The following is a 26,002-nucleotide window of genomic DNA, read 5'->3' on the forward strand; positions in this document are numbered from 1 at the left end:
TTCTGTTTCGGTTCCTTAAAATATCGGATTTAGTTATAGAAAATAATCTAGAATTTTACACTGATGGAAAAGAAGAAAAGCTTGCCATTATTAAGGAAGCAAGCATTAATGGGGTTAAGCCCACCCTGGACATGCATGGCATTTATCCAGCCTGCATACAGCATCAAACAAACTCTAGTTCAGGAGCTCTGGAAATTTCTGGTCATTGGCAATAAGTGGTATAGTTTTCGATTGAAATGTGGACTACTTCCTAATTAATATTTACAAATTGCTAAGTGTTTTACTCACAATACATGCCCAATAATCAGCGTATCAGTCCTCACCCCTAGAATAAGTCCTGCCTCCATGTTTCTGATATTTAACTTTTTGGAAATCGAATTTCAGTACTTCCGATAATCGGAATTTGTAAACCTTGCCATCGGTCGGCTCGGCTGCTAGTGTGCCGGACTTTACGTGACGGATGATTGTTCGAGCAGTGGTTCCGTGAATGTTTGCGACTGTTTTGGCATCCACCATGACATTGTAAAATCGGTCGAACACTTTCCCTTGTTCCTCCGTCACAAATTCCGCTATTACCTTGCGCAAGTCACTCTGAGATACTTTGTAAATAATTTCACATTCCATGATTTTAGATTTAAAGTTAAAATCCAGTTTCAATAATTTTCAAGTTGCTTTAAGTCCGGTTTCATCCAGGATAAACCAATTAAGATATTATTAAAGCTGTATCTTTTTTTCAAAAGACTCAATGACATCTATAAACTTCTGAGGTTAATGCTCTGCTGTTCTAGAGTTTATCTCCTTTGACATGTCCTGATAAAATGCGTAGGCAATAGCTCCGGCAATATTGGCAATGGTATCACTGTTTCTCCCTATTGATACGGCCAGGTGGATAACATCCTCATAATTGTGTCCGTGATAAAAAGCCTAGGCAGCATGGGTGATTACAGTCTTGGCATGTAAATCTATTTCATGCAGCCGGTTAAGCTGATCTATTAACACATTGGGTTCTACCATAACATCACTACCCAGAACATGTTTTTTCATGGTTTGATTTCGGTCTTTACAACTTAATGACCGAGCTCTATAAACCATTCGAGCTATTTTCCCTGCAGAAACAAACCCCCTCGCCTGTTCTGTGTGTAGTAATGGCAGATGCATCCGTAGCAGAAGAAATTGCTTCCATGCTATTAAACCAATATGCAACAGGAGGAATTCTCATTGAAGCACCACTACCATATGACTGCATTGCATCAAGAGGAGCGTAACTGTTGCTATTTTCCCAAGACATAAATAAGTATCCATAGCCAGCATCGAGATATCTAAGTGCATACTCTTTTAGCACCACTTCATATGGAGTGCCAGTCAATAACGCATCGGCAATGGCCATTGTTAAAACGGTATCATCAGTATATCTACTCGACTTCCCGAACAACCGGAAAATAATCCTTCTGGTATTGAATGATTGAAACCTTGAACCTATCACTTCCGGCGATCCCGCCAAATAATACTGGAACGTTCATAGTTTACAGGTTATCTCCAGTGGGGCCCAATATCCCTTACCCTCTCACTGCATTTCTTTCATAATGATCACCTTCCTTGAAATAGACATCATGGACAGCTGTTCAATTATTAATTGATTTCTCGATTCAAAATTTATTGATACATTTACTCCACGCGGGGGTGTATAATAATATAAAAATTCGCTAACAGCTGCATAAACGCAATTCTCGTACCTTTTGTGTAGTTTATGCTTACTTAAGCAGCAATTTCAAAAATACATGCATATGGATAAAACTGAACTTTTAAACAATTTGATTTCTGAAGGAGAAAGATTAACCTCAACAATTCAATTTGTTCCTTCTCCACCTAATATTATCAGAATGTATTCAGTTTATCATACAACAGAAGGGGAAAAATATCAAGATTGGCTGTCAACTACGCAGAGATTTATAAAAACATATTTTCCGAGTGATTTACCAGAAGTAAAAGGAGCTACACAAAAATTAAGTCCTGACAACCATCAAACAATAATTGGGATCCTGAGAGCAATAAAATTGCTTCCTGATGAACCGAAAATGAGTGAGATAAATAACCCGACAGGCACAAACATTGTAATTAACAATACACAAAAAGTAGTTTTAAATTTATTCACAGAAGCTATAAAAGATGAAATTTCTGGTAAAGATTATAAAGAATTAAAAGAAATATTGAAAAATTATGAAAAAGAACCAGACAAGGCTAAAACTAAATTAATTGAAAAATTAAAAGGATTTGGCAGTGATATTTTAACGAACATTGTTGCCAATATAATGACTAATCCTAATTTTTATAGTGGCTTATTTTAATTCAATTTCAAATGGCTATTGAAAAAGCAGACTTTTATAGTATTTTTCAAGAAGAAGGACATCCCTTTTATAATGATTTGCATAGTATAAATCAAGACCATTTTAACGAATGGATAGCTAATAAATTCCAATTGAAACTATAAATTCATTTGAGGAAGTTGCTCCATCACCTGAGATAATAGATACATTTATCGGAATTGGTTATAAACATAGATCATCTCAATGCCATTATTCTGCAAAAGCTATTGTTTCAGCCCCCTATATTTTAAGACTCGATTAGTGACAGAAAACACCAATTTTGAATATGGCACATATTAAGCGAACTTGAAGTGGCGAGAAAAAGGAATCGATGCTCAAAGACATTGAAAAGATTGGCATTATTAAGGAAGCATTAATGGGGTTAAGCCCACCCTGGAGAAACATGGCATTTATCGATTCTCCTAATATTCTTTGAAATAAGAAGTTTGAGGCCATGGGGGAAGAGTGTTTGACACTTTTCTATGAGAAGTACAATAATCAACAAATTCACAACTCCACAATGCACCTATCACCAAGGGTTATTTGATCGCAATGGCGCATGGGTAATGTAAAGATAACCGTCAATGAAAAGAAATGAACCTCCAAATTTAAACTGCTGGTCCCATACCTACAACCGTCGGTTGTTCTTTGACGATGCAAATATCGGTAGAAAAGTTTAAGGGTGCTGACCTCTGTAACGATGACCCGCTTAGTAGGGGGCCTGACCAAGAAGAACTCCGCTCAATTAGGATGGGATCAATAAAGCCAAAATCCTTCAAGTGTTGAGGGGTCAGCAGACTCCGGAATATTCAAGTAATATCTTCGCTATCTTATTGAGGAAGATATATTCACCCTTAAATCACATTTTGGTTTTGCTATTACATAGTTTAAAGAATTTGATTTTTTGTCAACGCTTGGACGACACAATCAAAAAACTTTATTAAGTTTGAAAATTAAGTCCAAATAAATACGACAAGATGAATTCTTTTGGAGAATATTTACGAAACAAACGGGAACAACTGGGACTTCCACTTAGAAAGGTTGCTGCCGAACTAGACATAGACACTTCTATCTTAAGCAAGATTGAGAGAAATGAACGAGTGGCGACTACAGAGATGTTGCCAACTTTGGCTAAGGCCTTGGAAATAAAAGATAAGGAGATAGAGGTTGAGTTCATCAAAGCGGTAATTTTATCAGACCTGGGAGAATTAAGATTTTTAAAAAATGGCTTGGAAGAAACGCTTAACAGTCTAAAAAGCCGCGAATAAAGATGAGTATAAATAGTAAAATAGACCAAACCGACTTGACCTTTTTCACAAATGAAGAAGGACATACTTTATTGAGCCGCTTTAAATCAACACTTAAAGACACACATTTTTTTGATGTATTAGTCGGCTATTTCAGGGCAAGCGGCTTTTATCAATTGTATGATGCTTTAGAGCCTATTGAAAAAATTAGAATTTTGGTTGGGTTAAGTATTGATAGGGATTCATACGATATGATGCAATACCATCAACAGAATGGAATAATCGACTTTGAATCACATCAAAGAACCAAAAAGAAATTTCAGGCAAACCTAAAAGAGGAAATTGAAAACAGTGAAGAGAATGAAAATAGACTGGAATTGGGCATTCGCAAGTTCATTGAATTTCTGCAAACCGATTGCCAAGATCCTACAATGGAAAAGGATTTTAATGGAAACGGAAAGAAATTAGAAATCCGGGCTTATCCTTCCAAAAACATTCACGCTAAAATATATATCGGAAAATTCAAGCCGGAGGACCGAGATTATGGTTTTGTTATAACTGGTTCTAGTAACTTTTCGGAATCGGGATTTGTGGCCAATCGAGAATTTAATGTGGAATTACGAACCAAAAGTGACGTGCTTTTTGCTGAAGACCAATTCAATGCACTTTGGAAAGAATCAGTTGACATTTCGGATGACTTTATTGATACTATTCAAAATAAAACTTGGCTCAACGACCAAATTTTACCATATGAATTGTATTTGAAACTCATTTATGAATACTTGGAAGAGGACATTAATTTAGCAGATGAATTTGAACCTTTCCTTCCAGATGGTTTTATGAAGCTCAAATACCAAAATCAGGCAGCTATTCAAGCAAAGAAAATTCTGGAGACCTACAATGGTGTTTTTTTGGCAGACGTAGTTGGTTTAGGAAAAACCTTTATCACAGCCTTATTGCTTCAACAACTGCAAGGACGAACATTGGTTATTTGTCCGCCCGTATTGAAAGACTACTGGAAAGATTCACTTTTCGATTTTGGAATCAGAAGGTTTGAAGTGGAATCATTAGGCAAGTTGGAGCATATCATCAAAAAAGGTTTAGAACGTTACGATTATATTGTGGTAGATGAAGCCCACCGTTTCAGAAATGAAAGTACTCAGTCCTATGCCGATTTGTTGGACATCTGCCGTGGTAAGAAAGTGATTCTGGTAACAGCCACCCCGCTCAACAATACGGTTGATGATATTTTTGCACAATTGAAATTGTTTCAAGCACCTAAAAACTCAACTATTCCCGGAATTCCTAATCTTGAAAAATACTTTGCCGGGTATAGAAATAAGTTGAATAAACTTGAGAAGACCGACCCTGAATACAAAAAGCTAATCAAAGAGGTCTCAAACGATATTCGAAACAGTATATTAAGGTATGTAATGGTTCGCAGAACCCGAGTAGATGTAATGACCTATTTCAGGAAGGATATGCAAATGCAGGGATTGACTTTCCCTGATTTGGCCAATCCGCAAAAAATAATTTACAAGTACGAAGGCGAATTGGAAACCATTTTCAACAAGACCATTAAAAATCTTCAGGAGTTTACTTATGCCCGATACACACCTCTACTTTTCTACATTGGGAACAAAGCCTTAAGTGAGTTTGAAAGACAGCAACAAAGAAACGTGGGTGGATTTATGAAGGGTATTCTGGTAAAGAGATTGGAAAGCAGTTTCCACGCTTTTCGCCAAAGTGTTGACCGATTCATTACTTCTTATGAAAAGTTTATTGAAATGTTTCACGGTGGAACGGTTTACATCAGTAAAAAGGTGGATGTCTATGACCTGATTGAAAGCGACAATATTGAGAGACTGGAAGCCTTTGTGGAGGACGAAAAAGCCCAAAAATATGATTCAAAAGATTTCAGAAAAGAATTTGTCGATAAGTTGGAATTTGACTTGGATGTTTTACGTGAAGTAAAAAAACTTTGGGCAAAAGTAGATGCCGACCCCAAGTTGGACCAGTTTATTCACGATTTAAAAAACTTTCCTGCTTTAAAGAAAAATAAGCTGGTCATCTTCACCGAATCAAGAGAGACAGGCAATTATTTGTATGAAACGCTATTGGATGAGTTTCCCGGAAAAGTTATGTTCTACTCAAGTACAGGAGGAAGACACTCCGATAAAAAGTTGAACTCAAACCACACCGTTTCTAGAGACATTATTGCATCTAATTTTGATCCCAAGCACAAGGAGAAAAGAGACGATGTAAAAATCCTGATTGCTACAGATGTACTGGCAGAAGGTATAAACCTGCACCGTTCCAATGTGCTAATCAATTATGATTTGCCCTGGAATCCGACAAGGGTTTTGCAGCGTGTAGGTCGTGTCAACCGTTTAGGGAGTAATTTTCCGAAAGTGCATATTTTCAACTTCTTCCCTACTACGCAGTCAGATGAACACCTTGGATTGGAAGTGAACATCACTAACAAAATCCAAATGTTTCACGATATTTTGGGAGAAGATGCCAAATACCTGAGTGATGGCGAAGAATTTGGCAGTCAGCAATTATTTAACACTTTGAATAGCAAAACGGCCTACACTGGTGAAGATGGTGAAGGCGATTCTGAATTGAAGTATCTGGAAATGATGCGTATAATCCGAGACGAACAACCCGATTTATTTGAAAAAATTAAAAACCTTCCTAAAAAGGCACGTTCAGGATTCAAAAAAGAAAAACTGGAAGCCGACCAATTGGTAACCTTCTTCCGAATTGGAAAACTCAAAAAGTTCTACATCAACGAAAACGGAAAGTCAAGTGAGATCACCTTTTTTGATGCTGTGAAAGAATTAGAATGTGAGCCTGATACTATACGTGCCAACATTCCAAGGGAATACTACCATTTATTGCAAACCAACAAAACTCGCTTTGAACTGGACACCTCCGTGAGGGATGAAGGATCGAAAGGTAGCAGTGGACGTTCCAATGCCAATTACATTGAAAACAGATTTAAAGACAAATCATTCAAATACTTTAAAGGATTTACCGATTCCAATGATGAGTTTATCAATGGTGTAAAAGAAATGCTGGCACAAGGGACGATAGCTAAGAAAACAGCACAGCTGATTAAAAACGAATTGGAAAAAACCATTGATCCGCTTCAAGTATTGCACATTCTTGAAAAACACATCCGTTTTGTGGCAATAGAAGGGTCAAAGAATGCCAAGAAGTTTCAAAAACGTGAAGTAATCCTTTCAGGATATATAACCAAGTAATATGGACAAGAAAACAGCTCAAATACTGATAGAAAATACGTTCAATGATTCGTTTAATGAAGAACGGTTCATGATTTTTGTGAAGAACTTATTGAATGACTTAGAACCAAAAAGCAATTTTTACAAAGGAAACTTAGTTTGGGACGACTACAAAGAGCATATCAATACTTACAAACGCATAGGGAAATACATAGATCCCGAAGGCGAAGCACTGGACGTGCTGATTGTAGAAGTGAAAAGCGTCGCCAAACTGGAACGGGCAAGAACAGCCCTGCGAAATTTTGTCATCAAGCATCTGAGCAAATTTGGGAAAGATTTCGCTTTGGTGGCCTTTTACAGTAAAGAAGACGAAGGAGCAGATTGGCGTTTTTCATTTATCAAATTAGAATACCGCTCGGAAATTGACGAAAGAAAGGGCAAAGTGAAAACCAAGAAAGAATTTACTCCTGCCAAACGGTATTCATTTTTAGTCGGCAAATACGAAAAAGCACATACCGCCAAAAATCAGTTGCTGCCTTTACTTAAAAATATTTCCAATAATCCTACATTTGAAGAGCTGGAAGCAGCGTTTAGTATTGAAAAGGTTACCGATGAATTTTTCCAACAATACAAAGACCTGTATATTAAACTATTTGAGCATTTTGAAAAGGACAGCCGGGTAAAAGCAGAACTCGATAAAGCAGGCATTGATAATGCCCGATTTACTAAAAAATTATTGGGCCAAATAGTATTCTTGTACTTCTTACAGAAAAAAGGTTGGTTGGGTATTGCTCAAAACGATCGCTGGGGAACTGGAAAAAAACGCTTCATTCAGGATTTGTTTGAACAAGCTCAGAAAGAGAAGGTTAATTTCTTTAAAGACAAATTGCAATACTTGTTTTATGAAGCTCTAGCCAAAGAACGGGACAATGTAAACTCCTACTACGAGCGCTTTGATTGCCGTATTCCCTTCCTGAATGGTGGTTTGTTTGAAGCCAATTACAATTGGAGAAGTGCTAACATTGCCATACCAGAAGCACTCTTTCGCAACGAAGAAAAAAACAGGTCAGGCGATATAGGCACAGGAGCATTAGACGTGTTCGACCGTTACAACTTTACCATCAAGGAAGATGAACCACTTGATAAGGAAGTGGCTGTTGATCCAGAAATGTTGGGTAAGGTGTTTGAAAATATGCTCGATATTTCCGAGCGTAAATTCAATGGTGCTTTTTATACCCCAAGGGAAATTGTGCATTATATGTGTCAGGAAAGCTTGATTCATTATTTGTTCAATACTTTGGAAGGGAAGGTTGATAAAACAGCTTTTGAAACTTTTATCCATGAAGGGCATTTTGCTCTGGAAAACGACGAAAGAGTTGCTGCCAAAGGTGAATCTAAAACCTACAAGTACCAACTGCCCGAAATCATCCGCCAACATGCCGACTTAATAGACCAAAAACTTAGCGACATCCGTATATGCGATCCTGCTATAGGTTCGGGAGCTTTTCCGGTGGGTTTGTTGCACGAATTGGTGAATGCTATGTTGGTGCTGAAACCGCATTTGAGTTACGACTATCTTACTAAAAAACTTAAAGGCTTTGGCTTTGAACACCGGGAAAGCGTTAACGATAGCCGCTACATTTACCGCCTGAAGCGCCATATTATACAAGAAAGCATTTATGGTGTCGATATAGATGCATCTGCCATTGATATTGCTCGCCTGCGTTTGTGGCTCTCTCTGGTGGTGGACGAAGACGACCTGGATCCCATTGAAACCCTGCCCAATCTAGATTATAAAATTGTGTGTGGCAACTCCCTAGTTGGTTTGCCCGATACCGCAATGAAAAGCTATAAGGTTGAGGAAGAGTTGGAAACCTTAAAAGAAAAGTTTTACGACATTACCGACGAAAAAGAAAAGAAAGCCTTACGCCAACAGATAAACTCCAAAATACGCGAACTGCTCGATTCTGCCGAACAGTTTGCGGGGTACAATATAGACTTTGACTTCAAGCTTTTTTTCTCTGAAGTATGGCGGGAAAAGGGTGGCTTTGATGTGGTGATTGGGAATCCGCCTTATGATGTTTATCAAGGGAATAAAAATGATGAACTTGAAGTTTTAAAGTCAATCCCATTGTTTAACAATGCAAAAGGAAGGAAATTAAATGCATTTGAGCTTTTCTTATGCTTAACTCCTACATTGTTAAGTCGAGAAGGATTTCAATCCTTAATTTTTCAAAACTCTTTCCTTGCTGACACTTCATCAAAGCTGCTTCGAAAGTATTACTTCGATCATCTTGATATTGTTTCAATTGATTCTTTTCCAGAAAGAGACGATATTAGAAGAAGGGTCTTTGAGTCTGCCAAAATGAGTGTCTGTATTTTACAAACCTTCAACAGGCAAGTTCCTGATAACACCTTTGTTTTAAGAATCTGGAAAGAGAGATGGATGGAAACTTCAACTGCAATTAATATCAAAGCCTCTGACATTTTAAAACTTGATGCTGAGTATTATTCAATCCCATCTATTTCAAAAGATGAGTATTTGATCTTAAAAAGATTCCAAAAGTTTAAAAAGATTAAAAATATTGGCCATTGTTATGAAGGAGAAATTAACCTAACTACTTGTAAGCCTTATTTAAGTGAGGATAATAATGTTGGTTTTTATCGCATGATTAAAGGTGCCTCTGTTCAAAAATGGTTTATAAAAGAAAAGATGAGTCAGGGAAAAAATGAATTTTTATCTCCAGATTATATAATAGGAAAATCAGCCAAATCAAAAGCTTTTCATTACAAGCACTCAAGACTAGTTCTTCAGGGGATTACGGGTGTAGATGAAAAATATCGACTAAAAGTAGCTGTCCTTAATGAAGGTGTGTTTTGTGGAAATAGTGCTAATTATATTCTATTTGACAATAACAAACAAAACATTTACTCAGTTGCTTGCTATTTAAATTCAGAAGTTCCAAACTGGTTTTTCAAATGCTATAGTACAAACAGTAATGTAAACGGTTATGAAGTTGATAATTTACCAATCCCTCATAATTTCCCTTTAAGTCTTGATAGCATATATAAATACCTCAATTTTATAAGCATCCTTGACTTTGACTTAATTTCCTTGAATTTCTTTCTGGAAGTAGTCAACTCGATCGTCTATGAATTGTTCTTCCCCGAAGAAATCAAATCAGCAGGCAAAGAAATCCTAAAGCATTTGGGAAATTTGAAGCCCCTCAATGATGAGATGAGCGATGAAGAAAAGCTCGCCATCATCCAAAGTGAGTTTGAGCGTTTGTACGACCCCAACCACCCCGTACGTTTTGCTATTGAAACCTTGGACAGTGTTGAGGAAATAAGGATAATTAAAGAAGCGTTGAAATAAAATTAAAAAGTATGTCATTTAACCCAAAACCAGAGTATGTGCTAGTACCAAAGATGTTAATTATCAAATATTTACACGAGTACAAAGCAGATTGTGTAACACGACCATCTTACCAAAGAAAAGTCATATGGTCTAAGGGCAAAAAACAATCTTTAATGGATAGTCTTTTCCGAAGGTACTATATACCAATCACGCAGATCATGTACTCCCTCATTCTAAAGGTGGCAAAACAAATATAGAAAATGGTGATCTTCTTTGTGTTTATCACAACCAATCGAAGGGAGCAAAAACAATATAGAAAATGAAGATTCAAAACGTTACAGTAAATAAATACAAAGCTTTTACCAAGAAAGAGAAAATTCCAATTGGAGGTTCTAATATTTTTATTTATGGAGAAAACGGCAGTGGAAAGAGTTCATTTTACTATGCGTTAAAAGACTTTTTTCAGTCAAGCGTTGAAATAGTAAAAATGTCTGAACTGAGAAATTTCAATTTGACAGACAGTGGAACTGATTGTTCAATAGAAGTTGAATTTGATGGAGGAGCAAAAAATATACTTAACGAGACAACGAAAAATACCAATATCACCCAAATTATAGACGCCAATAGACTAAAAAGCTTTTTGACCTACAAACATTTGTTGGGCGTGCATAACGTAAAAGTTACTGAAAAACTTGATGTTTTTAACCTTGTAGTAACAGGGGTCCTTAAGCATTATAAGTCTGAATTAATTACTGGTCAATATGAATTAGGGGAATTGTATCTCAATACTGTTTCAGAAAGCAAAAAAACTATAGGCAAAGGAAAGGACTTTTATACTGCGAGGCAAAAAAGTGCATCAGTTACCCAGAATGCGAAGTTGTTCAATGTGGCATTCAAAAAACTATTTGAGAAACCTGAAGAAGGTGAAACTAATCCGGATTATTTGGCACCAGAAATAAATTACTTCCTTAAAAAAATATATCCAGAGTTAAGTATAGATTTTAAGCGACAGACAATAAGAGTTGATGATAGAGGCAATTTGAATGGTGGTAAGTTGTTCTTGGACATTATTAAAGGTAATGACTCAATAGATAGCAGGTCACCACATTTTTCATTGAATGAAGCCAAGTTATCTGCAATTGCTATTAGTATTTTTCTTGGAGCAATTAAACGACAAAGTATATTTTCGCCTGACTTGAAACCGCTTTTTTTGGATGATATTCTTATTGGATTGGATAATGAAAACCGACTAAAGTTACTCAACCTTCTCAAAGAAACAGGTGTCTCGGATGAAGACAAGGTTTTTAAAGATTTTCAAATATTCCTCACCACTTATGATAGACATTGGTATGAAGTGGCTAAACTTAATTTACCGAGTTGGAAGTTTATCGAGTTTTATAAAAGTGAAGATGGTCCTCAAATCATTCATAATGAGAAAACATATTTAGAAAAAGCGAGATGCTATTTTGAAGCATTTGATTTTCCAGCAGCAGGTCAATATTTAAGGAAAGAATCTGAACGATTATTGAAAAGCAAACTTTTAGAAACTTATACAGTTGGAGAAGGGTTTAAAGGATTAGTTAAGCCAATCAATTTAGAAACTTTAATCGATCGTTTAAAATTATATTATATAGACTTAGGACTTGAGCCTCCAAGTGACTTGATAGGCAATTTACAGAACTATAAGAGCATTTTGTTCAATCCAATGTCACACAGTGAAATAGAAAGTCCAATTTATCGAAACGACTTAGAACTTGCCTTTAAGACAATTGATGATTTAGAAAGAATTGTTTTACCTAAAAGGACCGTAATTATTGAAAAGGGAACTCATTTTAACCTTTCATTACCTGCTATTAACTACAAAGCACAAGTTGAAATAGCAAAGGACATTTATATGGTAGAGCACAAGGACGTAAAAACTGAAACTGCAATATGTTTCTTCTTTAAAACTTGGACTAGAGCAGGTGTTGAATTTGCCGGTCCAACCGGTATTCCTGCAAGAGCAGTTTCAAAAATTGAACTATTAGATAAAATCAAATCAAACCCATACTCTTTAGAAATTGTAGTAAAAGAATTAAATAAGACATTTAAAGATAGGGGAGTCCCTGAAATAAACATTTTAGACTTAAAATCTTCTTTGACATTAGCAGGAGGAGTATTCCTTAATGATTTATTAGAGAATTCAAAATAATGAAGCCTATACTAGACAGCCACAAGGGCAAGAAGTTAGTAAGAACAAAGGCGTAATAAACAATGGATCAGATTGTTTATTGCAACCCAAAGGATATCTGCATACTCTTGTGATACTAATCCCTCAATGGAGGAGGTTCAAAGAACCTCGTGAACTGAGAGCATTACGAACTGGTCACCGACACCCCCTGCTAAAACAATATTTGTGTTACAATTGTGTTACAGTGGATGAAAATAACAAAGGGCTGCATTTCTGCAGCCCTTTGTTTAAGGGGTGGGCCCAGCTGGGCTTGAACCAGCGACCCCCTGATTATGAGTCAGGTGCTACTAACCAACTGAGCTATGGGCCCTGAATACGAAACAAAGTGCTATCTTTGTTAGGCGGTGACAAAAATACAAAGAAATTGTAATTATCAAACATCTTACATGAGAATATTGAACATCATTTTTGATTTAGGGGGCGTTATTGTTGATTTAGATATGTCGCGGACTTTTCATGCTTTTAACCGGTTTTTTGGTGAGTCGGCTGTGGAATTGGAAAATGGCTATCTGAAAAGTAAGGTGCTGCGGCAATATGAGACGGGGGCCATTGATACGGAAACCTTTCTGAGCGAGTTGCTTCAGTTGGCCAAAAATGGCGAGAGCCGAGGTGATATTGTGGCGGCCTGGAATGCGATGTTGGTCAGAATACCCGAGGAAAGGCTGAGGATGCTGGAGCAGTTGCGACAAAGCCACCGTATTTTTATACTCAGCAATACCAATGAATTACATGAGGATTATTTTGAGAAGATGGCGCCGGGGTATGATCGGCTGAGCGACTTGTTTGAAAAGGCTTATTATTCGCACCGCATTGGTTGTCGGAAACCGGACAGTGATGCATTTAAGGCTGTGCTGGCCGACAGCGGGCTAAGGGCCGAAGAAACGCTTTTTGTGGACGACCTGGCGGATAACATTTCTACGGCTAAAAAATTAAACTTCCAGACCTTACATATAACGCAAGGCATGGAAGTTTCAAATATTTTAAAAACGTTTTTGTAATCCTATTTTCTGACCAGGAGCCAAACGCCTTCTTTGCCGGGGGTGCTGCGCTCGTTCTCCAGGGCGCTTAAGGCTTCTTTCCAATCGTTGAAGCCCATGTAAGACACCTTGTAGAAATCGCTGTTGGGACCTTGTTCCCGCTCAATGATTTGTGAATTCATGCCCTGGTTGGCCAGGTTGCGTTGCATTTTCTCCGCATTGCTATATTCCAAAAAGCTTCCGGAAATTAGGAAGTATTTATCGGGAACCATGGGTTGTGCTTCAACAACGGGTTCTTCTTCAACAACGGGTTCTTCTTCAACCACTGTGGTATCCGGTTTTTGTTCCTCTACTACAGCTGTGGCTGGTTTTTTGGCCGGGGCCGCTTTTTTGGGTTCGTTTTTACAACCTGCTAAAACTATTAACGCCAGAATTGTAAATAGAGTTATACGTCTCATGGGCAATTTTTTTGATGTCTGTTTTGAATAAACAGGGGCAATATAGGACTTTTTTCGCGATAAAGTCAAGTGTTTATAACACTTTACGGGCTTTTTTATCGCAAAAAATCAGGACTGTTTTCCGGGACTTCTTTTCAGACGTCTCTCCATCAAATGCAGAGAGGCCGCTTGGTTGAAGCGGCCTCTCTTTCGCAATTTGCTTATTGCCAATGTGATGTCTGTTTATTCCTCTTGTGCTTGCTCTTCAAGTATGAGCTTATATGCTATTTCGTTTTGATAGCTGAAGAGTCGGATGTAAAGGTAGCCGGTGGGACTTTTAATATCACCAAACAGGGCCTCGTTTTCTTCGGGTTCGATGCGATTCTCTTCCGCCTGGTAGTTCTTGGCAAAGGGCTGGTAAGAGAGCCACACCTGAACGTACTCCATAATGGCAGCGGGCAGATCGTATTGTGGATCAATGATCTGCACGGTTAACTGGTAGGTTTTGGCGGTATCCACTTTCAGGTAGAGGAATTGTTCTGCCTTGTAGGTTTCTTTAGAGATCAGTGTGTCTAATGTGCCGAAAAGGGTATCATTGAGAATCATCAGATCCGGGTTCAGCAAGGAACCCGGTATCGAGTCGGCGCTGTGCACTTCATTTTCAAAATCCACGAGTTTGCCCTGCTCTCCATCTTCGTCGAGGAAGGGATCTTCGGCCATTTTTTGAGCGTACCAAATTTGGGCTTCCCCGTCAATGGTCATGTTCATGGTCAGTTGTTGGCCCTTAAGCTCAATGAGGGCGACATGGATTTCGGAGCTCGCTTCATCCTCTGTGAATGACAAGGTTTTGCCGGCTAACTGGTAGGTGCCTGAATGGACGGTGGTCACTTTTTCCTCCTCTACCATGAAATATTCATAGGTAATCATGCCGAAACGCATGTAGCCCAAATCTGCTACCGGCTCCGTATTATCTCCGTCCGTTGTCTCATCGCCATTGTCTCCTTCGGCTTTAGCCGGGGGACTACCTGCTCCGGCCTCTCCTTCTCCTTCAGAAGTATCACCGTCAGAAGTGTCTCCTTCGGTGGTGTCTCCTTCGGTGGTGTCATCCCCGGTGGTTTCCTCCTCCGTGGTTTCTTCAGTGGTCTCCTCTTCTACAGGTACCACTTCAATTTCCGTAATTTCCCACAGGCCATTGAGCACAATGGTGTCCGGTCCCTCGTCATCGCCACCACAGGAGGTGAGTGCTAAGGAAGTGCCGATTGAAAAGGCAAGGATCGCTAGAATATGTTTTACTTGATTCATTGGTTCTTTTTATGGTTATCAATTAGGCGTTCAAAGCCTTATTCCTGGGTTCCGGATAAATCCTCCACTTCAAACAGGAATTTAACCCCTTCCTGGTAACTGAAAAATTCGATGTACAAACAGCTGGTGGTGGTGAACAGATCAAACTGCAGTTGTTTTTGGCCATCCTCTATTTTAGTGGTGTAGAGGACCTGGTCGGTTGAAAAGGCATCGGTGACATGAATGGAGGTGTATTTAAATAAATTATGGACATCGGCATAATCTGTAAGGAGGTCCTTAAGATGTATGCGGAAAGCCGTATAGGGCTCAACCTGCAGATAGAATTTGGCTTCGTGACCGTTTTTGCCATCAATGGCATATAGCGAGTCCGTTATTTCTACGCCGGTTTCAATTAAAATGGGGTTCAAAGACGAGCCATAGGGGGCATTTTCCGTATCGTGGTAAATGGCGCAACCGGTCACCTCTTCTTCATCCGGATTTTCAGGTTCTTCATTTTCTGAGGGTGCCTCCTCCAGGAAAGGATCGCCCACCACTTTTTCCGCGTAATAGAAAATCTCTGCTTCGCTGTGGGTCTCAATCATGATGAGCTGTTTGCCTGTGATTTCGTATCCGAGGATGCTGGTGGATGGCTCAGTGGATTCGGTGGTGATTTCATTGTTGGCCAGCGTGTAATTGCCTGTTTCCCGTGTGGTTGTGTCGGCCGTTGTGACCTCAAAATACGTGTAGGTAGAAGTGCCAAACCTCAGATAGGGCTGCACGCCGTCGACATCCGGGTAGAGGGTGGAGGGATCTTCCGTCTCCACTTCTTCTTCATCGGCTTCCGCCTCAGAAGACGTTGCCTCCTCGTCCTCAGCAGCAGGCGCCTCCATGGGAACGTATTTAAGCTCAGTCAGGCGCCATAGTCCTTGCAACGACTCATTGGGTGTGGCATTTTTATCGTCGTCACTGCAAGCGGTGGTGGTAAATATCAGTATTCCCAAAACTGTCAGTGCCAGGGAAAAAGACTTGTAAATGTTCTTCATCTGATTTAAAATTCTTTAAGGTCGTGTGGGTGCGTTAAATGCATACTTATTAATATTACCGTTCAATACGACAAAGGCGTAGCAAAGGTTTTAAATTCTTTGTAGAAAGTTAATCAGGAAAGTTGTTTGAAATGGCTGTGTGCCCCTAGCGAATGGGCTTTTTCGGCGTTTGATAGTAAAACTCGCGGAGGGCTTGAAACAGGTTGAGTGAATAAATGAGTATGTTTTTTGTTTCACCCATCACTTCCATATAAATCACATTGACCCTGGTGCGTCCCTGTCCCGAACGGATGCGTCTGATTTGTTCCAGACGGTATTCCTCCAGGAGCTTGAGCACCACGTTTTGTTTGTTCTTTAATTCATGAAGGGCGTCAAAGCGCTTCTCTTTTTCAAAATGAATTAAAAAGTTGAGGAAGGCGGTGGTTTCTTCCAGAATACCAGAAAGGTCCTCTTTTTGGGCGGAGGAAAGTCCTTTGTGTTGGTTTTCGAGATGTTTGAAAATGGGCGGTGCCATAATACCGATGGTATTCGACATCTCCGTTAAATAATCGAGGGCCTGGACAAAAAGGTGACCTGAATCCTGGACTTCTTCGGGCAATTTACTATAGGTTCTGAACAGTTCTATCTTGTAGTTTTTGATGCCCTGCTTCAAGTATTCGGTTTTTTCTATGGCTTCCCGCATCTGTCGCAGGTCCTCATCCATGAGTCCGTCAATGATCATGAAATAGATCTTGGAGCTTTCCAGCAGAAACTTTCTGATTCTTTCCCGCCCTGTTTCCCGCAGCCATTCAATACCCTCTGTTTTTTCGTGGTGAAAGGTTTTATTCAGTTCTTTTTCTTTTTCCCTTTTTCGATGGTGATACTTGTTGGTCTGCCATAAGGTCACCAGGACGATGAGAAACAGGACCAGAGCCACGGGCCAACCACCCCAATGCAGGGCCAGGGAAAACAGGAAGGCCCCTATAAAACCGCCTGAGGCGGTTATAAACCATCCCCCCAAAATCGAAAGCACCCCGGAGAGCCGGTAAACAGCACTTTCACGGCCCCAGGCCTGGTCGGCAAAAGAGGTCCCCATGGCCACCATAAACACCACAAAAGTAGTGGATAGCGGAAATCTTAAATAGGTGCCGATGGAAATGAGCAGGCTGGCAATCACCAGGTTGACGGAAGCCCGGACGGTGTCGAAATAGATGACTTCATCGGTGGCCGGCTGACGATGCAGGGGAAGGGGGGCTTTAAACCGATCGGAGATAAAGGCATGCACCCGGGCGGGCAGCAGTTGCTCTGCTTTTTGGTAGACATTGAGAAAGCTGCGGACCAGTACTTTTGACAGGGGTGAAGGTTCAAATCTTTCCTGGCCGGCCGACTGGCGGCCGAGGTAGACTTCTGTTTCTGTTACGGAATGGAGCTTTTTTGACAGGAAAAGCGTTACCACCATGACAATGCCGGCCATTAGGAAGAAGCCCACATACACGGAATCACGAAAGTGAAGGGAGCGTTCCCAATCGGTATTTAAAAATTGCAGGGGAAAGTGGCTGAAGGAAGCGTTGGGGGTGTTGAGGTATTCTTTGATGCTTTCAATGCCTGTCAGGGGCAGACCAATGAAGTTGACCAAATCATTGGAAGCGAATGACAGGGCGAGGGCAAAGGTGCCAAAAAACACCACCAGCCGGGGAATGTCGATGTGAAAAAGCGTCGCCAAACCCCATAAGCTTAAGGCGGAACCCCAAAAGACGCCCATCAGCACTTTTTGGGTTCCCAGATTTTGCAGCCACTGAAAATTCTCTTCCCAGAACATGCCACCGATGCCCTTTTTTATAAGCAGGTAAAAAATGGTGGTTATGGCCAGGGCGCCTATGATTGAAAAAAGAAGGTTGTATTTCCCCTGATGTCGAAAGGTGAAAAGGAGGCGGGTGAAAAATTGAGCCATAGCGCCCGTTATAAATGCGAAAAGGATGGAAGCAAGTATGCCCGCGAAAATCATAAAAACCCGGTCCGTATTGATAAACGCCGAATAGCCCTCCAGGCCGTCTGGCGTATTTTGCTTGATGAGCACAATGGCCAGCGCAGCGCCGATGAGGCTAAAAATAACGGATATGGTGGTGGAGGTAGGAAAGCCCGCCGTATTAAAAGCGTCGAGCAGCAAAATGTTGGCCACCGTAACGGCTACAACAATGATCAATAATTCGTGCAAGAGAAAGCCTGAGGGGTTGATCACGCCATTGCGGACGACTTCCATCATGCCGCCTGAAAAAAAGGTGCCAATAACCAATCCGCTACCGGCCAGGGCCAGAATCACCTTGCTGGACGCTACGCGTGAGCCGATGGCTGCATTCAAAAAGTTTACCGCGTCATTAGAAACACCGGTTACCAGGTGAAAAACAGCCAACAGAACAAGTAAGATGACGGTGAACCAGATGAAAATGTCCATTCTGTTTATTTTGAGTAGCCAAAAGTAGTGTTTCGCACCTTCAGAATAAAATCTGCGAACATTAATTTTATGTTAGGAATTATGCTTAGCTTTTTTCAAATTTACGTTTAAATTGGTTCATTTACAGGATAAAACAAAAGTTTACATTAACTTAACATAGGTAAAAGTGGCGCATGTCAGCTATAAAGTTACAAATTCGGTTAAATTTGTCGTGAATCAGAATGCAAATTCCACCCGATTTGGCATCGGGTAAACCATAATTGTTGAATAAATGAAGCCCGTAGCACCTCAACGCATAGCCGGATATATTACTTTGAGTTTTTTGGTATTGGCGATGCTGTTTCTGTTGGTCAACAGTCTCTTTACCAACGGTTGGCTGGCGCTAATCATTGCAACGCCTGTTTTCACCATATTGATATTTTATCTGGTCAATTATTTCCTCAATTCTTTTATATACGCCAAGATAAAACCCATTTATAAAACCATCCATAATTTTAAAGCTTCGCTGAAGGACACATCTTCTTTTAACGAGGATGTTTTTTCGGAGGTGAACCGGGATGTGGCTGAATGGATGAAGGGAAAGGTTCAGGAGATTCAGCAATTGCGCCAATTGGAGCAATACCGGAAAGAGTACCTGGGCAATGTTTCGCACGAGTTGAAAACCCCCATTTTTAATATTCAGGCTACATACTCACCCTTTTGGAGGGGGGCATTGATGATCCCAACATCAACATGCTTTATTTGAAACGTACCGAAAAGAGCATTGATCGTATGATCTCCATTATCAGCGACCTGGAGGCCATTGCCAAGTTGGAATCGGGCGAGCTGGAAATGCAAATGGAGAAATTTAATCTCTACAATCTGGTGGAAGATGTTTTTGATTTGCAGGAGGTCAGGGCCAAAAACCGCAAGGTGGTGCTGCGCTATGGAAAGTCGATGGATAAAAACACCCTGGTGAATGCCGATAAGCAGCGCATTTTTCAAGTGCTCAGCAATCTCGTGGTCAATGCCATCCACTATGGCTTTGAAGGAGGGCATGTGACGGTCAGTTTTTACGATATGGACAAGGTGATCCTGGTTCAGGTCCGGGATACCGGCGTAGGGATATCGCAGTCGGAGTTGCCCCGTATTTTCGAACGTTTTTACCGCGTGGACAAGAGTCGCTCACGCGAGCAGGGCGGAACCGGACTGGGTCTGGCCATTGTCAAGCACATTATTGAAGCGCACGGACAAACCATTAATGTTAATAGTTCACCCGGTAAAGGCACTTCATTTACTTTTACCTTAGAAAAAGCCAAATAATAATTCCAATATGAGTGATTCAGAGAATTATCGGATTTTACTGGTTGATGATGAACCAGACATCCTCGAGTTTTTAGGTTACAACCTTAAGAAGGAAGGTTTTGTGGTACAAACGGCCCAAAACGGACGTGAGGCCATTCAAGTGGCTTTGGAGATGCTTCCCCATTTAATCATACTGGATGTGATGATGCCCGGAATGGATGGCATCGAGACCTGTGAAGAAATCAAGAAGCAGCCATCGTTAAAAAATTCGCTGATTGCCTTTTTAACCGCCCGTGGGGAGGATTACTCTCAAATAGCCGGCTTTGATGCAGGTGCCGATGATTACATCGGTAAGCCCATTAAGCCGAAAGTCCTGGTGTCGCGTGCCAGAGCACTTCTCAAGCGCTACCATTCGGGCGAGCCTGAAGATAGCACTGGTTCTAAAACGACGACCGTTATTATTGGCGATCTGGAGATTGATAAAGAGCGCTATGTGGTGACTTCAGCCGGTAAAGAGCTGTCCTTGCCCAAAAAGGAGTTTGAGCTCTTATTGTTGCTGGCCTCCAAACCCGATAAGGTGTTTACCCGCGATGAGATTTACAATTCGGTGTGGGGCGATAGCATTATTGTCGGGGATCGTACCATCGATGTGCACATTCGCAAGTTGCGGGAGAAGATTGGACAGGACCACATACGTACCATTAAGGGGGTTGGGTATAAATATCTGGAGTAAAAAAGGAAGGCCAACCCATCTGTTACGAATAAAAAAGCCGGTTTTTAACCGGCTTTTTTTATGGGTGGTGCTTTCTGGTGGCAGAATTAGAACTTATGGCTCAATCCAATACTGAAGGATCTGCCCGGGCTTCTTCTTTCTTCCGTCTGGTTGGCGGCTTTGTAGGATTCGAAATAGCTCAATTCCTCCTGGCCCAGGATGTTGGATACTTTGAAATCCACCGATGTTCTTTTTTCCTCTCCAAATTTCTTGTTGATACTCAGGTTTAGGCTGTGTAAAGGTGCCTGATAAACGTCCGGGAGTATGCCCGTTCCCACAATTAAAAGTGTAGGTCCCTTTACATTATAAAATAAACCCGCGTCCAATCCGGTTTCCGGATCGCCATAAACCAGTCCGCCATTGATCACGTAGGGGGATTGTCCGGCCATGGCCCTGGTGTTTTGTATGTTTTCACCGGTTCTTTCCTGGTTTTTACGGGAATTGAACTCTGTTTCAGTCATTTCTACCTCCGACTTAACCAGCGTGATGTTTCCGTTCAGGTTCAGGTTTTGTAACAGGGGAGAGAGCATTTTCAGGTTTTGATTGAATTCAAATTCCAATCCATAGAGCTGGGCATCTCCCACATTTCTGGGTTGGATTTCGGTACTGGTCAGTGCCTGGGGTATCCGGACTATTTCAATGGGGTCGTTGAACTGCTTATAAAAAACACTGGCCGATACGTTCTGGCCCTGTTCCATGAACAGCTCCCAGCGCAGGTCATAATTGTTGATGTAAGTTTCGGTCAGCTGGCCATCCCAGTCGGGAAGATAGGGGTACAGCCCCCCATTGAAAATGATGTTGCTGATCGGATCCAGAATCTGTGCATACGACAATTCTTTAAAAGAGGGGCGCGCAATGGTTCTCGCGAAGGCAGCTCTCAGATTTTGATTGTCTGTCATTTCAAATATCAAATTCGCGGTCGGAAACAGATCCAGAGAGTTTAAGACCTCACTGTTGTCGAGGTTATTTCCGTCTGAACTACCCCGTGCGAAGGCCTGATCGCGACCGGTATGGCGCTGAACAAAGTTTTCGGCACGAAGCCCCAAAATGGTTTTGAGTCGGGCGAAAGGATACAATTCATTGGAGACATAGAAGGCTGAACTGTTTACATTTGAGCTATACTCATTGGGGTTGGGATTGGGATTGCCCGATTGGTAATAAATGCCGTTGGGACGGTTGGGATAAAGGTTGGATGGGTCCAGGACTTTCGAGATGTCGGCATCGGGCCAGGATTGGGTGTTGGCAAATTGTATGTCGAAGAAAAGGATTTCATAATCCCGCATTTTGTAGGTGTGGCTGGTCCCGAATTTTATTTGGGCCTTCTGATCGTTGAATTGGTAATCTTTAGAAATGTCCAATCTTGCAGTGGCATTGATTTCTGTCAATTCGCGCCATATTCTCGATGGATTGCCACCAGCACCGGCACTAAAGAGTTGGCGACCACCGGGTTGTTCCGTAAAAGCTGTTTTACGAAGATCCGGATCATCTGAAGTGGAATAAGTGGGGGAGATGCGCCAGTCTATTTCCCAACCCGAATCCTGAAGGGTGTGTTTGCCATTGATTAACAGGTTGGTCAAAGATCGTTGGTTGTACTCAAGGTTGTCTGATTGAGCGATGTACCCGGATTGACCTACAGCAGCGCCGTCATTTTTAATGTTGAATTGGGCGGCCCTGCTCTCTCCGTTCTGGAGGCGCATAACCGTCATTCTCACTTTGTTGTAGTTGTTTTTATAGGCCAGGCCTCCCAATAAACCGATCAGGACATTCTGCTCGCCCATCTGGCCATTCTGCACGGTGGCGTAGCGCATTTCATAAACATCTGCATCCTCGTATTTTTGATAGGATCCATATGCGACATCATCATAGTATTTGTAATCGGTTTTATAGGAGAGGGAAAATATATAGCCCAGTTTAGAATCACCCTTGCTGCCCACATTGAGTTGATCACCTATAGAGAAACTGGCACTGTAGTCTATCAAACTGTTTCTTCGTTGTGCGCCTAATTGTGGGTTGAAGCTTTGAACAAAACGGGTCACTTCAGCATCTGAGTATCCACTGTAGGGTAAGGGTATTCTATCCCCGCGAGCGGCAGTCGGTAAGGCTCGGGTGCCATCATCCATCCCCAAAAAATCCAGTTTCCCGCCATCATAGGCAGGTAGTCCGGATTGAAGTGCATGTCGGGATTGTAGGAAGTACTGACCGAAAGGTTCAGGATTTTCTCCTCAGGAAAATCTTTGGTTTCCACATTCATCAGTCCGCCTGTAAAATCGGCTGGCATGTCGGCCGTAAAGTTTTTACTCACCATCATGTTCTCGATGAGGTTGGTAGGAAAAATATCCATTTGCAGACTGTTCCGATCCGGGTCTAATCCCGGAATATCCACGTTGTTGAGGGTGGTCTTGGAGTAGCGATCGCCCAGACCCCGTACATAGATGTACTTTCCCCCTTCAATGGTTACACCCGTCACCCGCTTGGCCGCCTCCACGGCTGTGGCATCACCAATTAAGCCTATTTTGGCTGCGGATATGCCATCCAGCATCGCTGATGAGTTTCTTTTGATGGTTTGCAGGGCGGCTTCGGTATTGCGCAAGGCTCTGGCGGATACCACCACATCCTGAAGTTGAATGGTGCTTTCGTTAAGTTCAATGTTGTTAAGCAAGGTGACTTCACCTGGTTTTACCACCACGTCGCTGATGGTAATGGGTTGAAAGGAGATGAATGAGATCTGAAGCCCATACGTTCCGGGATCCACATCTATGGAGAACTTTCCATCCAGATCGGTAGAGGCGCCTGTGTAGGTCCCTTCAAGAATCACACTCACGCCCACCAGAGTTTCTCCGGTACTTCCTTCATATACAGTCCCCCTGATCGTTCCCTTCTGTGCGTAGGTGAAGGTGGATATCAATAAGAGAATTACAATTCCTATGTGTCTCATCGTGCAAAAATTTGTTGCTGTGTGTTTTTGGTTGCGATGTATGAATAATGACATCGTTGGGTGATTGAAAATGATGACTTTTTATGGTGGTAATTAAATGGAAAGGAACAGACCTGCGCATGGCAAGCCTGTCCTTTTTTGGCCACGGCCAGTTTCCTATTAGGTGGATTGAATTAAAGAGTTGGTATAGCACCTGCCTGGTTGGCCCAGGTCCAGCTGAAAACGCTCAGGTCAATGGCTGAAGCATCGGCTGGTGCAGTGCCGGCTGAAAAGCCTTCAGGAACAACACTTTCTGGAAAATGACTTCCCAAATTGGCAGCATCCACATCAAAAACGATGTTGCTGAAAGAAACAGCTCCTACCGTGTGTTCTACGCGGTTAACCATTTGACCGGCTTCAATCGCTGTGAAGAACAGGTTATCAAAGGTCACACTGGTATTATCGTCGGTGTTGATGAGGTCGCTTGAGTAGCGCTCCTGGTCTTCCACGTCGGTGAAATTGGCTACAATCACCCCATTTTTAATGGTGTAGGCGCCATAATCGGCGGAACCTTCGGGACCATCCAGTTCAAAGTTGTGGTCGCCAGGTGCGATAACTACAAAATTGTCAAGGGTGCCGGTCCAGGATTGATCCGCATCAATGGCATCATCACCTGTGTTCCATACCACGGCATTTTTTATGCTTACGTTTCCGCCAAACCACTCAATACCGTCGTCCTGATTGGCAATAATTTCAACATTTTCAATGATGGTTTTAGAACCTACGCCACCTAAGGTCAGTCCGTTGATTTCGTTACCAGCTCCAATGTTGGCGCCACCGTGACGAATGGATACATATTTAATAACGCCTGAATTGTCTTCTTCCTCACTGCCACCATAAAGTCCGTTGGGATCTGATGTAGGGATACCTTCTATCTGAACTTCACTAACATCTGCTTTGGTGTCCTTATTTGAAGCAGAGATGGGGGCTTTTCCCATAATTAAGATACCGCCCCAAAGGCCGTTGGCATCCGGGTCTAAGTTGGGACTGGCAAAATCACCGGCTGCGATGTCTTCAGGGGTAATCTCATCTCCAACGGTGGTAAAAATAATGGGCAATGTGGCTGATCCTTCAGCCATTAATTTTCCGCCGCGGGCCACTAAAAGGGCGGTGGCATTGGCACCGGTTCCCATTTCTCCTTTGATGACGGTACCCGGGTCAATGGTCAGCGTTGCGCCATCCAATACAGTAATGCGACCAGCCAACTGATAAATGTTATCGGCCGTCCATCTGGTGTCTTCCGAAATGTTCTGGGTCACAACGACATTGTCATTGTCCTGATCAATGGGCTCCGGATCGTTGCCGTCATCTTCATCACAAGCCGTAAATGTAAAGGCCATTCCGAATGCTAATAGTAAGCTAAATAATTTCAAATGCTTTTTCATGTCTTTATCGTTTTTGTTTTAAATTGCTTTGTTGAATAATCCTGATGAAATTCCAACGCGTCTTTTTGTTTTTGTTTACAATGCAAAGGAAGAGTTATAGAATTGCCTGAACTTTAAGGGAGTCTTAAATAACCATTAACAAAGCAAAATGGGGATTAACGCTGAATTAACATGGGTCGCATCCGGGCATAAAAAAAGAGGTTGACAGCATAGCTATCAACCTCTTTAATCACATGGGGACTGCTTTTTAGCCCTCTTTTAATTTCTGTATTTCTTTGTGGTGCTGAACCACCAGTGCTTCATATTTTTGACGCGACCGCTGGCGGTGATCTTCGAATTCATTCTTCATTTTTTCCAGTTCTTTTTTGACTTTTCTGGAGGACATGTTGCTGCGCTGAAGCATGAAAACGGCCATGCCTGTAACGGCCAGAAGTACGAAGAAGATAAATATGACAATGCTGATGAACAGTGATTTGGGCATGTTCATGCCCAAAAAAGTAAAGGCATCTTTTTCACTGATGGTTTGTTGTAGTTCCCTATTGGTTTTTTCCAACTGATTGTTGAGTGCCGTAATGGTGGAATCCTTGGATACAATGGTGGACTCTAAACGGGAAATGGTACTGTTCTTGTCCTCGATGGTATCATTGATGTTGGTTTTCAGACGCGAAAACCAGGTGTCGAATATCATAACATATTGCTGCCAGCTGGAGGCTTCATTCTCGACAAATTCAAGTTGTTCTTCAATACTGGCGTCACTGATGTATGGCTTTTGGGCGTTGATGGTGCCATTGGCAATAAGCAATACCAGAACGGCAAATAGGATTCTTCTCATGCTGTATCGGTTTTTTTGGAATGATGTAATAGTTATTTAACGACGGGCCTTTATTCTTTATTGCAAGATAAGGAGAAAAATAGAAGAATGGGAATTAAAAGTGGTCCCTAAAATAGAAACCACCCAAAAGCAGGAGCGCT

At 41.4% G+C, this 26,002-nt stretch carries 19 protein-coding genes, 1 tRNA gene and 2 pseudogenes; 10 read left to right on the forward strand and 12 right to left on the reverse strand.

Features of this window, described 5'->3' with window-relative positions; translation table 11 throughout:
* Positions 1 to 312 precede the first annotated feature (312 nt).
* The 3 genes and pseudogenes from JCM15548_RS01720 to JCM15548_RS01725 form a co-directional block, all read right to left on the reverse strand.
* Positions 313 to 624 carry a hypothetical protein gene (locus JCM15548_RS01720; protein WP_157482314.1) on the reverse strand — a complete coding sequence of 104 codons (312 nt, stop codon included), beginning with the start codon at positions 622 to 624 and terminating at the stop codon, positions 313 to 315.
* 144 nt (positions 625 to 768) lie between these two features.
* Positions 769 to 909, reverse strand: a pseudogene (locus JCM15548_RS26075) (hypothetical protein); the annotation flags it as partial.
* 172 nt (positions 910 to 1,081) lie between these two features.
* Positions 1,082 to 1,387 carry an ADP-ribosylglycohydrolase family protein gene (locus JCM15548_RS01725; RefSeq protein WP_157482315.1) on the reverse strand — a complete coding sequence of 102 codons (306 nt, stop codon included), beginning with the start codon at positions 1,385 to 1,387 and terminating at the stop codon, positions 1,082 to 1,084.
* A 397-nt stretch (positions 1,388 to 1,784) separates the two neighbouring features.
* Between JCM15548_RS01725 and JCM15548_RS01730 the strand changes: the two genes are divergently transcribed.
* The 6 genes and pseudogenes from JCM15548_RS01730 (at position 1,785) to JCM15548_RS01755 (ending at position 12,407) form a co-directional block, all read left to right on the forward strand.
* Positions 1,785 to 2,345: a hypothetical protein gene (locus tag JCM15548_RS01730; RefSeq protein ID WP_062122167.1), complete on the forward strand. Its 561-nt coding sequence runs from the start codon at positions 1,785 to 1,787 to the stop codon at positions 2,343 to 2,345.
* A 995-nt stretch (positions 2,346 to 3,340) separates the two neighbouring features.
* Positions 3,341 to 3,631, forward strand: a complete 291-nt coding sequence (locus JCM15548_RS01735; RefSeq protein ID WP_062122168.1) for a helix-turn-helix domain-containing protein — start codon at positions 3,341 to 3,343, stop codon at positions 3,629 to 3,631.
* Between the two features lie 2 nt (positions 3,632 to 3,633).
* Complete coding sequence (locus JCM15548_RS01740) at positions 3,634 to 6,879, forward strand: helicase-related protein (RefSeq protein WP_062122169.1); 3,246 nt, start codon at positions 3,634 to 3,636, stop codon at positions 6,877 to 6,879.
* Position 6,880: 1 nt separating this feature from the next.
* On the forward strand, positions 6,881 to 10,234 hold the full coding sequence (locus JCM15548_RS01745; protein WP_062122170.1) for an Eco57I restriction-modification methylase domain-containing protein: 3,354 nt from the start codon (positions 6,881 to 6,883) through the stop codon (positions 10,232 to 10,234).
* Between the two features lie 193 nt (positions 10,235 to 10,427).
* Positions 10,428 to 10,532 (forward strand): annotated as a pseudogene (locus JCM15548_RS26080) (HNH endonuclease); the annotation flags it as partial.
* 3 nt (positions 10,533 to 10,535) lie between these two features.
* Positions 10,536 to 12,407: an AAA family ATPase gene (locus tag JCM15548_RS01755; protein ID WP_062122172.1), complete on the forward strand. Its 1,872-nt coding sequence runs from the start codon at positions 10,536 to 10,538 to the stop codon at positions 12,405 to 12,407.
* A gap of 274 nt (positions 12,408 to 12,681) precedes the next feature.
* Here JCM15548_RS01755 and JCM15548_RS01760 read toward each other — a convergent pair.
* A tRNA-Ile gene (locus JCM15548_RS01760) sits at positions 12,682 to 12,756 on the reverse strand.
* Positions 12,757 to 12,832: 76 nt separating this feature from the next.
* Between JCM15548_RS01760 and JCM15548_RS01765 the strand changes: the two genes are divergently transcribed.
* The gene (locus JCM15548_RS01765; protein WP_062122173.1) at positions 12,833 to 13,444 is read left to right on the forward strand and encodes an HAD family hydrolase; all 612 of its coding nucleotides are present in this window, start codon (positions 12,833 to 12,835) and stop codon (positions 13,442 to 13,444) included.
* A gap of 2 nt (positions 13,445 to 13,446) precedes the next feature.
* On the opposite strand, the gene JCM15548_RS01770 is transcribed toward JCM15548_RS01765, so the two are convergent.
* The 4 genes from JCM15548_RS01770 to JCM15548_RS01785 form a co-directional block, all read right to left on the reverse strand.
* Positions 13,447 to 13,881, reverse strand: a complete 435-nt coding sequence (locus JCM15548_RS01770; protein ID WP_062122174.1) for an SPOR domain-containing protein — start codon at positions 13,879 to 13,881, stop codon at positions 13,447 to 13,449.
* Positions 13,882 to 14,103: 222 nt separating this feature from the next.
* The gene (locus JCM15548_RS01775; protein WP_062122175.1) at positions 14,104 to 15,162 is read right to left on the reverse strand and encodes a hypothetical protein; all 1,059 of its coding nucleotides are present in this window, start codon (positions 15,160 to 15,162) and stop codon (positions 14,104 to 14,106) included.
* 38 nt (positions 15,163 to 15,200) lie between these two features.
* Positions 15,201 to 16,184, reverse strand: coding sequence for a hypothetical protein (locus JCM15548_RS01780; RefSeq protein ID WP_062122176.1), 984 nt, complete (start codon positions 16,182 to 16,184; stop codon positions 15,201 to 15,203).
* Positions 16,185 to 16,329: 145 nt separating this feature from the next.
* The gene (locus JCM15548_RS01785; protein WP_062122177.1) at positions 16,330 to 18,615 is read right to left on the reverse strand and encodes an inorganic phosphate transporter; all 2,286 of its coding nucleotides are present in this window, start codon (positions 18,613 to 18,615) and stop codon (positions 16,330 to 16,332) included.
* Between the two features lie 271 nt (positions 18,616 to 18,886).
* Between JCM15548_RS01785 and JCM15548_RS22580 the strand changes: the two genes are divergently transcribed.
* The 3 genes from JCM15548_RS22580 to JCM15548_RS01795 are packed head-to-tail and all read left to right on the forward strand — an operon-like array spanning position 18,887 to position 20,632.
* Positions 18,887 to 19,360: a sensor histidine kinase family protein gene (locus JCM15548_RS22580; protein ID WP_227625330.1), complete on the forward strand. Its 474-nt coding sequence runs from the start codon at positions 18,887 to 18,889 to the stop codon at positions 19,358 to 19,360.
* A complete protein-coding gene (locus JCM15548_RS22585) occupies positions 19,357 to 19,917 on the forward strand; it encodes a sensor histidine kinase (protein ID WP_227625331.1) in 561 nt (186 codons plus the stop codon). Before JCM15548_RS22580 ends, JCM15548_RS22585 begins: the two co-directional genes overlap by 4 nt.
* Positions 19,918 to 19,927: 10 nt before the next feature.
* Entirely contained in the window at positions 19,928 to 20,632 is a 705-nt protein-coding gene (locus JCM15548_RS01795) for a response regulator transcription factor (protein ID WP_062122178.1), read from the forward strand.
* A gap of 86 nt (positions 20,633 to 20,718) precedes the next feature.
* On the opposite strand, the gene JCM15548_RS01800 is transcribed toward JCM15548_RS01795, so the two are convergent.
* From JCM15548_RS01800 to JCM15548_RS01810, 4 genes are all read right to left on the reverse strand, one after another.
* Positions 20,719 to 22,791, reverse strand: a complete 2,073-nt coding sequence (locus tag JCM15548_RS01800; protein WP_227625332.1) for a TonB-dependent receptor domain-containing protein — start codon at positions 22,789 to 22,791, stop codon at positions 20,719 to 20,721.
* Positions 22,704 to 23,606: a carboxypeptidase-like regulatory domain-containing protein gene (locus JCM15548_RS22590; protein WP_227625333.1), complete on the reverse strand. Its 903-nt coding sequence runs from the start codon at positions 23,604 to 23,606 to the stop codon at positions 22,704 to 22,706. The genes JCM15548_RS01800 and JCM15548_RS22590 overlap by 88 nt, the downstream gene beginning before the upstream one ends.
* Before the next feature lie 173 nt (positions 23,607 to 23,779).
* On the reverse strand, positions 23,780 to 25,030 hold the full coding sequence (locus JCM15548_RS01805; protein WP_062122179.1) for a beta-helix domain-containing protein: 1,251 nt from the start codon (positions 25,028 to 25,030) through the stop codon (positions 23,780 to 23,782).
* A 247-nt stretch (positions 25,031 to 25,277) separates the two neighbouring features.
* On the reverse strand, positions 25,278 to 25,862 hold the full coding sequence (locus JCM15548_RS01810) for a hypothetical protein (RefSeq protein ID WP_062122180.1): 585 nt from the start codon (positions 25,860 to 25,862) through the stop codon (positions 25,278 to 25,280).
* Positions 25,863 to 26,002: the final 140 nt, after the last annotated feature.

The organism is Geofilum rubicundum JCM 15548 (genome assembly GCF_000974365.1).
GTDB classification, from domain to species: domain Bacteria; phylum Bacteroidota; class Bacteroidia; order Bacteroidales; family Marinilabiliaceae; genus Geofilum; species Geofilum rubicundum.